Source organism: Galactobacter sp. (assembly GCF_022712295.1).
Taxonomy (GTDB): Bacteria; Actinomycetota; Actinomycetes; order Actinomycetales; family Micrococcaceae; genus Galactobacter.
In genome coordinates, this window is record NZ_JALAGT010000063.1 from 1 (window position 1) to 12,490 (window position 12,490).

The following is a 12,490-nucleotide window of genomic DNA, read 5'->3' on the forward strand; positions in this document are numbered from 1 at the left end:
GAGCCACGACCTGGGCCACCCCTGAGGCGGTGGCCCAGGTCGTGGCTCAAGTCGTGGAAGAGCTCCAGGGTCGCGATGACGCCCCGGCCCCGAACTCCCCCATCGGCGTGGATTTCCCTGCCATCGTCAAGGACGGTGTCACGCTCTCCGCGGCGAATGTGGACCCCTCGTGGATCGGCACCGACGCGGACTCGCTGTTCTCGGAGGTCCTGGCCCGCCCTGTGCACCTGGTCAACGATGCGGACGCCGCCGGATTGGCCGAGGCCAAATACGGTGCGGGCAAACACGTGGGAGGACTCGTCATGACCATCACCCTTGGCACCGGAATCGGTGGGGCCATGGTGATGGACGGCAAATTGGTGCCCAACGCCGAGCTGGGTCACCTGGAATTGGACGGGTACGACGCCGAGACCCGCGCATCGGCGGCCGCCCGCGAACGCGAGCAGCTGAGCTGGGAGGACTACGCTGCCCGACTACAGCGCTACTTCTCCCATGTGGAGTTCATCTTCTCCCCTACCCTGTTCATCGTGGGAGGCGGGATCTCCAAGCGCAGCGAGGACTACCTGCCACTGTTGAAGTTGAGGACCCCCATCAGGCCGGCCAAGCTCAAGAACAACGCGGGCATCGTGGGCGCCGCGTACCAGGCCCACCGCGTGGAGAAACGTCGGCGCTCCGCCAAGAAGTGACATGACCACGGCAGAAAACCGCAGTAACGGTGCCCAGTGGTCACTAGGCACCGTAGTTACGGTTCGCCGCCGTTGTTGAGAGTTCCGGATGTAGACATGAACCGGCGGCGGTCCAGGCTTCCCCTCCTGGACCACCGCCGGGGTCTCATATCTGCAGGGGAACAACGCCTCCCCTGCCGACTCACTTGTAGGTGAGCGGCCGCTGCTTGCTCTCGGGAGCGGGGTCCCGATCCTCACGCAGCGTTGCGATGGCCTGTTCGAAGTCCTCGAGGGTCTCGAAGTCTTGGTACACGCTCGCAAAACGAAGATAGGCCACTTGGTCCAGTCTGCGCAAGGGTGCAAGGATCGCCAGGCCCACCCGATGCGCGTCCACCTCTGCGGCACCGTCCGCCCGAATGGTCTCCTCGACCTCCTGCGCCAGCATGGCCAGGTCGTCATCGGAGACCGGGCGCCCCTGGCAGGCCTTGCGCACACCGGAGACCACCTTGGCTCGGCTGAACGGCTCCGCGACCCCCGAGCGCTTGATCACGGACAGGCTTGCCGTCTCCATGGTGGTGAAGCGGCGGCCGCAGGAAGCGCACTGCCGCCGGCGGCGGATGGCGCTGCCGTCGTCCAGCACTCGCGAGTCCACGACCTTGGAATCGGGATTCCGGCAATACGGGCAGAACATGGGGTCAGCCTCGATTCTCCGTGTCAGGGTACAGTCGCGCGTCCACAGCGTCACCGTGGGCGGGCAGGTCCTCCGCGTCGGAGAGCACCCGAACGTGGGCGCCGACGCGGCTCAAACCCTCGTAACCGTAGCGGATCTGCTGCTGAGCGCGCAGGAAGGTCGCGGTGTGCAGCCCCGAGGCGTGCGTGGCGGTTCCCATGGTGGGAAGCACGTGGTTGGAACCCGCGCTGTAGTCGCCGAGGCTCACGGGCGAATAGGAACCGATGAAGACCGCGCCGGCGTCGGTGATGCGTTGGGCCACCGCTTCGGCATTCTCCGTGTGGATCTCCAGGTGCTCAGCGGCGTACAGGTTGGCGGCGCGGACGGCGGTATCCAGATCATCCACGAGGACCACGCCGGACTGTGCCCCGCTGAGCGCGGTCACCACCCGTTCCCGATGCTTGGTACCGGCAACCTGCTCGGCCAGAGGCTGCTTGACCGCCTCCGCGAGGTCGACCGAATCCGTGATGAGGACGCTGGAGGCGTTGGGATCGTGTTCCGCCTGCGAGATGAGGTCGGCCGCAACGTAGTCAGGGTTCGCCGTCCCATCGGCAAGGATGGCGATCTCTGTGGGTCCGGCCTCAGCGTCGATGCCGACCACTCCCTTGAGTTGGCCCTTGGCCGTGGCCACGAAGACGTTTCCGGGACCGGTCACGAGCGAGACCGGGTCCAAGCCGGGTTCCAGGCCCTCGGCAGAGTCAGCGGGCAGACCGTGAGCGAAGGCTGCGATGGCCTGGGCCCCTCCCATGGCATAGACCTCACTCACTCCCAGGAGTTGGGCCGCCGCCAGGATGGTGGGGTGTGGGAGTCCCGAACCGTCCTTGGCCGGCGGTGAGGCCAGCGCGATCGAGGCAACGCCGGCAGCCTGGGCAGGCACCACGTTCATGACCACGCTGGAGGGGTAGACGGCCAGACCGCCCGGAACGTAGAGACCCACCCTGTTCACCGGAACCCACCGCAGGGTCACCGAGGCATCCGCATCGTAACGGGTGGTGGTGTCCTGGGGTCGCTGATCGGCAGCGAAGGCCCTGGCTCGCTCGATGGAGGCCTCCAGTGCGGTCCGGATCTCGGGGGCCAACCCTTCCAAGGCCGAGGCCAGCGCGGAGGCAGGCACACGCAGGTGCTCGGGGCGCACGCCATCGAAGCGTTCCGTGAGGTCCTGAACGGCTGCAGCACCACGTTCCGCGACGTCGGAGATGATCCCCGCCACGGCCTGTTCCGGTCCGGCGCTGTCCGCATGGTCCAGACGCGGAAGGGATTCCCGCAGCGTGGAATCGCTGGGGGCGCTACCGCGCAAGTCGGTCACGGTCAGGAGGGTGTCGGAACTCAGTGTGCTCACGTATCCAAGGGTAGAACAGCGAGGTGGCGCAATGATAAAGCGAGTCGACGCCGCACTCCGCGTCTTCGCGTTCCAGATGTCCGGCCGGGCTTCAGGAGTCCAAGCAGGTGGGACCCAACAAGACCTTGAGGTCCCCGTACAGCGACGGGTTGGGCTGGACCCTGTACTGGGATCCCAAACGCATGATCTCCATGGAATGGGTACCCTGCAATTTCACCCTGACCTCCGATTGACCCGGATGGTTACGCAGGACCTCACCCAATTGCTTCACCACGGGTTCCGTGGCCTTGTGCGTGGGCAGCGACAGCACCACGGGGCCGGTTCCGCCGCCCTCCACGATGTCCGGGATGCGCAGCTCCTGGGCGGAGAGTGTGATGGAGCCGTCGTCGCGTCGCTGGACGCGTCCCTTGACCACCACGATCAGATCCTCCGCCAGCAGTGTGGCGATGGGCTGATACACCTGACCGAAGAACATGACCTCCATGGAACCCGAGAGGTCTTCGATCTCGCAGCGGGCGTACGGGTTACCGGAGGACTTCGCCACGCGACGCTGCAGTCCGGAGATCATCCCGGCGATACTCACGGAGTGGCCGTCGGCCGGACCGTCATCGGAGACGACCTTGTTGACCGGCATGTCCGCCTGGGCGGCCAACATCTCGTCCAAGCCCCTGAGAGGGTGATCCGAGACGTAGAGGCCGAGCATCTCGCGTTCGAAGCCCAGCTTGTCCTTCTTGTCCCACTCCGGGAGTTCCGGGACGTCGATCCGAATGGATTCGTTGAGGGACTCGTCCCCCAAAGCGGAGAAGAGATCGAACTGGTTCACCGCCTCGTTGCGCTTCAACGACACGGCCTGTTCCACGGAATCCTCGTGGATGCGCAACAGGGATCTGCGGGTGTGACCCAAGGAATCGAAGGCACCCGCCTTGATGAGGGATTCGATGGTGCGCTTGTTGCAGACCACCACCGGAACCTTGGAGAGGAAATCGGAGAAGGATTCGAAACGGCCCTTCTCCTCACGTGCGGCCACCATGGCGTCAACGACGTTGGTGCCCACGTTGCGCACGGCACCCATACCGAAGCGAATGTCCTTGCCCACAGGGGTGAAGGTCAACTGCGACTCGTTGACGTCCGGGGGCAGGACCTCGATGCCCATGTGACGGCACTCGTTGAGGTACAGCGCTGACTTGTCCTTGTCGTCACCCACCGAGGTCAGCAGGGCCGCCATGTACTCCGCCGGGTAGTGCGCCTTGAAGTAGGCCGTCCAGTAGGAGACCAGGCCGTAGGCGGCAGAGTGGGCCTTGTTGAACGCGTAGTCGGAGAAGGGCAGCAGGATGTCCCACAGCGCCTTGACGGCGGCTTCGGAGTAGCCACGCTCCACCATGCCGGCGTGGAAGCCGACGTACTGCTTGTCCAGCTCCGCCTTCTTCTTCTTGCCCATGGCGCGACGCAGCAGGTCGGCCTGGCCCAGCGAATAGCCCGCGACGCGCTGGGCGATCTGCATCACCTGCTCCTGATAGATGATCAGGCCGTAGCTGGTGCTGAGGATGTCCTTGAGCGGTTCCTCGAGTTCCGGGTGGATCGGGGTGATCTCCTGCAGACCGTTCTTACGCAACGCGTAATTGGTGTGCGAGTCGGCGCCCATGGGACCCGGCCGGTAGAGCGCGATGGTAGCGGAGATGTCCTCGAAGTTGTCAGGCTTCATGAGCCGCAGCAGTGAGCGCATGGGGCCGCCATCGAGCTGGAACACGCCCAGGGTGTCACCCCGGGCCAGCAGTTCATAGGACGCCTTGTCATCGACGCCCAAGCGTTCCAGGTCCAGTTCGTCCCCGGTGTTGAGCTTGATGTTCTCCAGTGCGTCGGAGATGATCGTCAGATTTCGCAGGCCGAGGAAGTCCATCTTGATCAGGCCGAGCGACTCACAGATGGGGTAGTCCCACTGCGTGATGACCTGCCCGTCCTGCAGTCTGCGCATGATGGGGACCACGTCGATCACCGGGTCGGAGGACATGATCACGCCGGCTGCGTGGACACCCCACTGACGTTTCAGGCCCTCGAGCCCGATCGCGGTGTCGAAGACCTTGCGCGCGTCCGGGTCGGTGCCGAGCAGTTCGCGGAAGTCGCCGGCCTCGGAGTAACGCTTCGCGTCCGGGTTCTCGATGTCTGCCAAGGCGATGTCCTTGGCCATGACGGGCTCCGGCAGGGTCTTGGTCAGCGTCTCCCCCATGGAGAACGGGAAGCCGAGCACACGCGAGGAGTCCTTCAGCGCCTGCTTGGTCTTGATGGACCCGTAGGTCACGATCATGGAGACCTTGTCGGCCCCGTACTTCTCGGTGACGTAGTGGATGGTCTCGGCACGCCTGCGATCATCGAAGTCCACATCGAAGTCAGGCATGGAGACGCGTTCCGGGTTGAGGAAGCGCGCGAAGAACAGTCCGTGCTGCAGCGGGTCGAGGTCGGTGATACGCATGGCGTAGGCCACCATGGATCCCGCACCGGAGCCACGGCCCGGCCCCACCCGCACGCCGTTGTCCTTGGACCAGTTGATGAAGTCCGCCACGACCAGGAAGTACCCGGGGAAGCCCATCTTGGTGATGACGTCGAGTTCGTAGTCGGCCTGCTTGCGGGAGGCCTCGGGGACCCCGTCCGGGTAGCGGTAGTGGAGCCCCTTGTCGACCTCCTTGTACAGCCACGAGGTCTCGTCCTCACCGGGGGGACAAGGGAACTTGGGCATGTACTTTCCGATGGCCATGTCGAAGTCCACGTGGCAACGCTCTGCGATGGCCAGCGTGTTGTCACAGGCCTCGGGGAAGTCTCGGAAGAGTTCGCGCATCTCCCGCGGTGACTTCAGGTAGTAGCCGTCACCGTTGAACGCGAAGCGGGAGCCGCCCTGGTCGTACGAGGGTTCGAGCAACGTGGATCCGGACTGGATGGCGAGCAGGGCCTCGTGGGCCTTGGCATCCTCCCTGTGGGTGTAGTGCAGATCGTTGGTGGCCACCAGAGGGATGTTCAGTTCCTTGGCCAACTTCAGCAGATCGCCACGCACGCGGGTCTCGATGGAGAGCCCGTGGTCCATGAGTTCACAGAAGTAGTTCTCCGCACCGAAGATGTCCTGGTACTCGGACGCCGCACGCTTTGCCTCCTGGTACTGCCCCAGCCGCAGCCTGGTCTGCACCTCACCGGAGGGGCACCCCGTGGTCGCGATGATGCCCTTGGAGTTGGCCGAGATCAGCTCGCGGTCGAAACGTGGCCATTTACCGAACACGGAGTCCAGCGATGCGATCGATGCCGCTCTGGTGAGGTTCTGCCAGCCCTCGTTGTTCTGAGCCAGCATGGTCATGTGGGTGATGGCGCCGCCACCGGAGACATCGTCGGAGCGCTGGTGCTCCTCACCCCAACGCACACGGGTCTTGTCCCCGCGTGCCGTCCCGGGAGTCACATAGGCCTCGATACCGAGGATCGGGTTGATCCCTGCCGCATTGGCCTTTTTCCAGAAGTCGAACGCTCCGAAAAGGTATCCGTGGTCCGTGATGGCCATGGACTTCATGCCGAGCCTGTCCGCTTCCTCGAACAGGTCGGAGACGCGTGCGGCCCCGTCCAGCATCGAGTACTCGGTGTGCGTGTGGAGGTGGACGAAACCGTCGTCGAGAGAGCCAGGCATACCCACCATCCTACGATCCGTGACCGACGGTTTGTGTGCCGCTCAACGGTGAGAAAACGCTCAGGCCTCGAGCAGGCGCAACGAGCTACGCAGATCCTCCGGGTAGGGGGCCTCGACCTCGACCCGCTCGCCCGTGACCGGATGCTCGAATCCGAGCCGTACGGCATGCAGCCATTGCCGGGTCAGCCCCAGGTCTGCCGCCAGGGAGGGATCGGCACCGTACTGCTGGTCGCCGACCAACGGATGGTTCAGCGCCGAGAAATGCACACGGATCTGATGGGTCCGCCCGGTCTCCAGATGGACTTCCACGAGGCTGGCGCGCCCGTAGGCCTCCAGCAGCTCGTAATGAGTCACGGCGTGGCGTCCGTCCTCCACCACCGCGAACCTCCAAGAGGCTCCCGGATGCCGACCGATGGGTGCGTCGATGGTGCCCTTGAGCGGTTCCGGCAGGCCTTGGACCACCGCGTGATAGACCTTGGTCGGCGTCCTGTCGTGGAAGGCTCGTTTGAGGCCGGAATAGGCGCGTTCGGATTTGGCGACCACCATGCAGCCGCTGGTGCCGACGTCGAGGCGGTGCACGATCCCCTGGCGTTCCTGTGCCCCCGAGGTCGCGATCGAGATCCCCTGGGCCACCAACTGCCCGGAGACGGTGGGGCCCGCCCAGCCGTTGGATGGATGCGCGGCCACGCCCACCGGTTTGTCGATGACGATCAGATCGTCGTCCTCATAGAGCACTGGCAGGTCGATCACGTGCTCTTCCTCCCATCCTTTGTCCTCTGGCGGCGTGACGGTCACCAGCGTGCCGTCGGCCGGGATCCTGGACTTGCCGGCCTTCTGGGTCGGATCCAGCGCTACGCGCGCGTCCTTGATCCAGGTTCCGGCCAGCGTCCGGGAGATTCCAGCGAGTTCCGCGACGATCAGGTCCAGCCTGTCCGCCTCGACATCGGTGCCCACTCGGACGGACAGCGTCGGCGCGTGGCTGTTCTCGCCGCCTCCGGCGGCGTTCATGCGTCAGTGCCCGACGGCGTGGAGGCGCCGTCCGCGGACCCCACCGCCGCGTCGTCGTCCATGGTGTCCGGATCAGCCTTCCGCGAGCGTTTCCCGTCCAGGGGGACGCCGAACCACAGCAACAACACGACGGCGATCATGGACAGCACGATGAAGGAATCGGCGACGTTGAAGATCGCGAAATTGCCGACGGAGATGAAGTCCACCACGTGGCCCTGGCCGAAGGACGGCTCGCGGAAGAGCCGATCGGTCAGGTTGCCCAACGTGCCGGCCAGCAGCCCGCCCAGGGCCAACCCCCAGGTCCGCGTACGGACCCTGGGGAGCAGGAATGCCGCGACGGCCACGGCAACCACAGACATGAAGATCGTGAAGATCCACGTGTAGCCCTCTCCGAGAGAGAAAGCGGCACCTGAGTTGCGGATGGAGTACCAGCGAGCCAGCCCTGGGATCACATCGATGCTCTCGTAGAGATCCATCTTGGTCACCACGAGGTGCTTGGTGAACTGGTCGAGTCCGTACCCCACCACCAGCACGAGACCGGCCAGCCCCAGAGCTGCTCCCCTACTGGTTCGCTGCTGGTTCATGCGTTACCGACCGTCCTTCGATGTTGCGGGGTGAAGAAGTGAGTATGTTCTGGACAGACCACGACGGCGGCACCTCAGTTTCTGTGGTGCCGCCGTCGTTCGAGGCTCGTGAACGAGCTCAGGTCCGGATCAGTTGTCCAACGGGCCGGGCTCGTCTGCGATCACGGGCGAGGAGTCGAGGTCCTTCAGCTGCCCCTGGATGTAGCTGGTCAGGCGAGAGCGGTAGTCGCGCTCGAAGCCGCGCAGCTTGTCGATCTGCGTCTCGAGCGTGGACTTCTTGCCCTCGAGGTCGGCCAGCGTCTTCTGACGGGTCTCCTCTGCCTGCTTGGTGGTCTTCTCGGCGTCGGCTTCTGCCGATGCCACCAGGTTCTTGGCCTTGGTCTCGGCCTCGGCCACCAGGATCTGGGACTTGCTCTGGGCCTCGGGGACCAGGCGATCGCGCTCGGTGGCACCCTGGGCCACGTAGTCGTCGTGCACCTTCTGCGCCATGGCAAGCAGTCCGTTGGCGCTGGTGGCGTCGCCGCCGGCCACTGCTGCCGGGGCGGGTGCCGCGATGGGTGCTTCCACGACCTCGGGTTCCGGGGCGGGCGCCTCGGGCGCCGGTTCCGGCTCGGCAGGCTGCTCGACGGCCGGCTCGGCCACGGCCACTGGTGCCGGCACCTCTGCCTCTGGCTCAGGAGCCTCTGCAGCGACCGGAGCGGGAGCTCCACCCTGAGACAGCTGCGCCCGCAGCTCGTCGTTCTCCTTGTTGAGTCGGCGCAGTTCCTCGACGACCTCGTCCAGGAAGTCGTCGACCTCGTCCTGGTCGTATCCCTCACGGAACTTGGTCGGCTGGAAACGCTTGTTGACTACGTCATCTGGCGTCAGTGCCATCGGGTCACCTCGATAATTGGTACGTGCAGCGATGTCTGGTTCACCGACATGCTAACTGTTCGGTGTGGATACGAACCATCACCGCTGTGCCGGTCCGTCTCAACCACTGTATAACGATTCCGTCTCCTTGCCGCGAAGGAGGAGACAATGGTCATATTTAATCAAACTGGGATGGTGGTGCCCAAGCGCCAGACGATCCGCTGAAGGATCGTCACCACGAAGAACACCACGATGAAGGAAAGATCCAGGCGAAGACCGCCAAGATTCAGCGGCGGAATGATCTTCCTGACCCATCCGAGCGGCTTGTCGGTGGTGCCGTAGACCACCGAGGCCAACACGAGCGCCGCCCCACGCGGGCGCCACCGACGTGCAAACATCTGGATGAAATCCAGCACGATTCTGGCCATCAAGACCAGGATCAGGACGCTCAGAAGTATGTAGATGGTCCCGAAGATCATGTCCCCCACAGTGCTCGGCCCGCGTCAGCTCTGGTTGAACAGGGCGTCGTCCTCGTGACCGGCCAGGTCCTCACCGAGAACCTCGACACCGGCGGGGGAGAGCAAGAAGACCTTGTTGGTCACACGCTCGATGTTCCCACGCAGGGCAAAGATCAGGCCGGCAGAGAAGTCCACGAGACGCTTGGCCTCGGCTTCTCCCATGTCGGTGACATTCATGATGACGGGGATGCCGTCCCTGAAGCTCTCACCGATGATCTTGGCATCTGAGTAAGAACGTGGATGAACGGTGGTGATCTGGCGCAACTGTGTGTCCTCTTCCGACGCGGCCACGGCTCGCTTGATGGGAGTCACAGGCGCACGGAACTCGGTGGCCTGCTCCGGCGCGGGCTCGGACGCCTCGTCGGCTTTCTCTACGGCGCGGGGTGCATGGGACACCTCGGGCTCTGCGGTCTGGGGCTCGACCACGACCTGAGTGCGAGCACGTGGCGCCGGTTCAGGCGCAACAGCGTCCTGGGCCTCTTCGCCTTCGGCGAGACCCAAGTAGATCATGGTCTTGCGGAGTGCTCCTGGCATAGCGGTCTCCTGTTCGATTCCAACGGATGCGCGGAACGCTCGATACGTCACCGCGCCCTTCGAAACTACAGCACTGAGGGGCGGGGCCCCAGGACTTCTGTCCCGATCCGTAGGCGTGTCGCGCCGATCGCAATCGCTTCCTCGAGGTCATGACTCATCCCGGCAGAGATTTCGGTGGCCCCCGGATGCTCCCTCACGAGGGAGGCTGAGAGCTCCGCAAGCCGCTCGAAGGGAGCTCGCGGGTCCTCTCCCAAGGGGGCCACGGCCATGACGCCGCGAAGGTCCAGGTGCTCGGTTCTGGCCACGGACTCAGCCAACGTCAGCAGATCGGCAGGCGCCACTCCCCCGCGGGCCGCGGTGGAATCCGTGGTCCTGGCGACCTCGGTCCGCAAATCGACCTGAAGATAGCTGCCGACCCTGACCGGGGCCTGAGTGGCCTGTTCCAGCCTGGTGGCCGCGCCGTCCAGGGCCGACACCAGCGAGGGACGATCCACAGAATGGATCTCGCGTGAGAAACGCAGTACCTTGGCCGCCTTCTTGCTCTGCAGTTGGCCGATGAAATGCCAGGTGAGCCGGTGTCCGGCGGCGGCGACCTCCGCGGCCTTGGGACCCGCCTCCTGCTCGCGGTTCTCACCGACGTCGGTGATCCCCAGTTCGGCCAGTGTCAGCACGTCTGCAGCAGGATGGAACTTCGTGACCACGATCAGGCGAGGAGACTCGCTGCGTCCCGCGGCGACCGTGGCAGCGTCGATGCGCGCTCTGACCTTGGCCAGATTGGTGCGCAGTTGCTCCGCACGCTGGGTTGTTCCGGGCTGGTTCATGTTCGGTTCTCCTCAAGCAGGATTCATCAGCGGCACTGCGAGCGAGCCGTTGCGTCGGGTCAGGTCTCCCCCTCGATATGAGAAGTAGGACTCATCGCTCAGCGTGCAGCTGCCTTCGGTGCGGGTCAGCACGCCCAAGTCCCGGAGTTCGTGTTGCGCGGCTCCGGGAAGATCCAGCGATGACGTGCCCCACGAGGTCTGCGCCGTGATGCCAGGACGCTGCCGTTCCGCCTCGGCGGCCATGTCCGGGGGCACCTCGTAACAGTCGCCGCAGATGCTTGGTCCGATCCAGGCCTCGATGTCCTGCGCGCCCAACTCGAGCAGCCAGTGAACCGTATTGGTGAGGATGCCGGCCAACAGTCCCTTGCGCCCCGCATGGGCAACGGCGGACATCTGGCCACCGCCCGCAGCGTCCGAAGCCGCGAACACCACCGGCACGCAGTCGGCGGTGAGCACCAGCGGAACCGCCGTGGCCCGCGGGTCAACCAGGGCGTCCACTTCGGGGACGTGGCCTGACTCGGCCGCCACGATCGCGACGTCAGCCGAATGCACCTGTGACATCCGGCGGAGGTCCGTGGGGGCGAAACCTGCCCTGCTCGCCACCCCCATCACCACTGCTCGAGCATCCTCCCGGCAGCCCGACATGGTCAGATCCCCGTCCTCCACCCCGGTGAAGACGGCCGCGAGGCCGGGGTGCAGCTCGAAGCGTTTCAGCTTCATCGCTGCACCACCGGCCTCGACCAGCTGGCACGTCGAGCCACCGTTACTTCAAGAAGTCCGGGACATCGAGATCGTCGCTTCCGCGGCGGAGTTCCGGCTCGGAGATGTCCGGGTTCTCATCGTCCTCGTCGTCCAGGCTGGCCGGAACAGGCGCCACATTCGCGGCGAGGGGAACGGTGCCGAGCGGCAAGCCGGTGGGCGCAGCGGGTGCTTCCGGCGCCGACTGCGCCGAGGCCACAGGCGCTGAGGCTGCGGAAGGTCGCGGGGTAGCGGGGGCGGAGGTCATGTCCACCTGGTCGAAACCGGCGGCAATCACGGTCACACGGACCTCGTCGCCCAGGGCGTCGTCGATCACGGTACCGAAGATGATGTTGGCTTCCGGATGCGCCACCTCCTGCACCAGACGCGCGGCCTCGTTGATCTCGAACAGGCCGAGATCCGAGCCGCCCTGGATGGAGAGCAGGACGCCGTGGGCGCCGTCGATGGAGGCCTCCAACAGCGGCGAGGCGATGGCCAGCTCCGCGGCCTGCACTGCGCGATCCTCGCCGCGCGCGGAGCCGATGCCCATCAGCGCGGAACCGGCACCCTGCATCACGGACTTCACGTCGGCGAAGTCGAGGTTGATGAGGCCCGGGGTGGTGATCAGATCGGTGATGCCCTGCACACCGGAGAGCAGCACCTGGTCGGCGGAACGGAAGGCGTCCATCATCGACACCGCGCGGTCCGAGATGGAGAGCAGGCGGTCGTTCGGGATCACGATGAGCGTGTCGACCTCGTCGCGCAGGGCGTCGATGCCGGACTCGGCCGAGTTGGCGCGACGGCGGCCCTCGAAAGTGAAGGGACGGGTCACCACTCCGATGGTGAGTGCGCCGAGGGAACGAGCGATGCGCGCCACGACAGGTGCACCACCGGTACCGGTGCCGCCACCCTCGCCTGCGGTCACGAAGACCATGTCGGCTCCCTGCAGCACCTCCTCGATCTCCGCCTCGTGGTCCTCCGCCGCCTGACGTCCCACATCGGGGTTGGCGCCTGCGCCCAGCCCGCGAGTGAGTTCACGGCCC

Annotated in this window: 12 protein-coding genes; 1 reads left to right on the forward strand and 11 read right to left on the reverse strand. The window is 65.2% G+C overall.

The features are described 5' to 3' along the window. On the forward strand, nt 1-686 hold a 686-nt coding region (ppgK, locus tag Q0A15_RS04980), incomplete at its 5' end, for a polyphosphate--glucose phosphotransferase (protein WP_291278427.1). Nucleotides 687-867: 181 nt separating this feature from the next. Here ppgK and nrdR read toward each other — a convergent pair. The 11 genes from nrdR to ftsZ form a co-directional block, all read right to left on the reverse strand. Next, nucleotides 868-1,356 carry a transcriptional regulator NrdR gene (gene nrdR, locus Q0A15_RS04985; RefSeq protein WP_291278428.1) on the reverse strand — a complete coding sequence of 163 codons (489 nt, stop codon included), beginning with the start codon at nt 1,354-1,356 and terminating at the stop codon, nt 868-870. Between the two features lie 4 nt (nt 1,357-1,360). Next, nucleotides 1,361-2,734, reverse strand: coding sequence for a histidinol dehydrogenase (gene hisD / locus Q0A15_RS04990; protein WP_291278429.1), 1,374 nt, complete (start codon nt 2,732-2,734; stop codon nt 1,361-1,363). A 91-nt stretch (nt 2,735-2,825) separates the two neighbouring features. Next, nucleotides 2,826-6,392: a DNA polymerase III subunit alpha gene (dnaE, locus tag Q0A15_RS04995; RefSeq protein ID WP_291278430.1), complete on the reverse strand. Its 3,567-nt coding sequence runs from the start codon at nt 6,390-6,392 to the stop codon at nt 2,826-2,828. 60 nt (nt 6,393-6,452) lie between these two features. After that, the gene (locus Q0A15_RS05000; protein ID WP_291278431.1) at nt 6,453-7,400 is read right to left on the reverse strand and encodes an RluA family pseudouridine synthase; all 948 of its coding nucleotides are present in this window, start codon (nt 7,398-7,400) and stop codon (nt 6,453-6,455) included. After that, nucleotides 7,397-7,984 carry a signal peptidase II gene (lspA, locus tag Q0A15_RS05005; protein WP_291278432.1) on the reverse strand — a complete coding sequence of 196 codons (588 nt, stop codon included), beginning with the start codon at nt 7,982-7,984 and terminating at the stop codon, nt 7,397-7,399. The genes Q0A15_RS05000 and lspA overlap by 4 nt, the downstream gene beginning before the upstream one ends. Nucleotides 7,985-8,113: 129 nt before the next feature. After that, nucleotides 8,114-8,857 (reverse strand): DivIVA domain-containing protein, encoded by a 744-nt coding sequence (locus tag Q0A15_RS05010; RefSeq protein WP_291278433.1) that lies wholly within the window; start codon nt 8,855-8,857, stop codon nt 8,114-8,116. Between the two features lie 161 nt (nt 8,858-9,018). Next, the gene (locus Q0A15_RS05015) at nt 9,019-9,315 is read right to left on the reverse strand and encodes a YggT family protein (protein WP_291278434.1); all 297 of its coding nucleotides are present in this window, start codon (nt 9,313-9,315) and stop codon (nt 9,019-9,021) included. A 24-nt stretch (nt 9,316-9,339) separates the two neighbouring features. Continuing rightward, the gene (locus tag Q0A15_RS05020) at nt 9,340-9,888 is read right to left on the reverse strand and encodes a cell division protein SepF (RefSeq protein WP_291278435.1); all 549 of its coding nucleotides are present in this window, start codon (nt 9,886-9,888) and stop codon (nt 9,340-9,342) included. A gap of 65 nt (nt 9,889-9,953) precedes the next feature. Beyond that, nucleotides 9,954-10,709, reverse strand: a complete 756-nt coding sequence (locus Q0A15_RS05025; RefSeq protein ID WP_291278436.1) for a YggS family pyridoxal phosphate-dependent enzyme — start codon at nt 10,707-10,709, stop codon at nt 9,954-9,956. 12 nt (nt 10,710-10,721) lie between these two features. After that, nucleotides 10,722-11,429: a polyphenol oxidase family protein gene (locus Q0A15_RS05030; protein ID WP_291278437.1), complete on the reverse strand. Its 708-nt coding sequence runs from the start codon at nt 11,427-11,429 to the stop codon at nt 10,722-10,724. Between the two features lie 43 nt (nt 11,430-11,472). Beyond that, on the reverse strand, nt 11,473-12,490 hold a 1,018-nt coding region (gene ftsZ / locus Q0A15_RS05035), incomplete at its 5' end, for a cell division protein FtsZ (protein ID WP_291278438.1).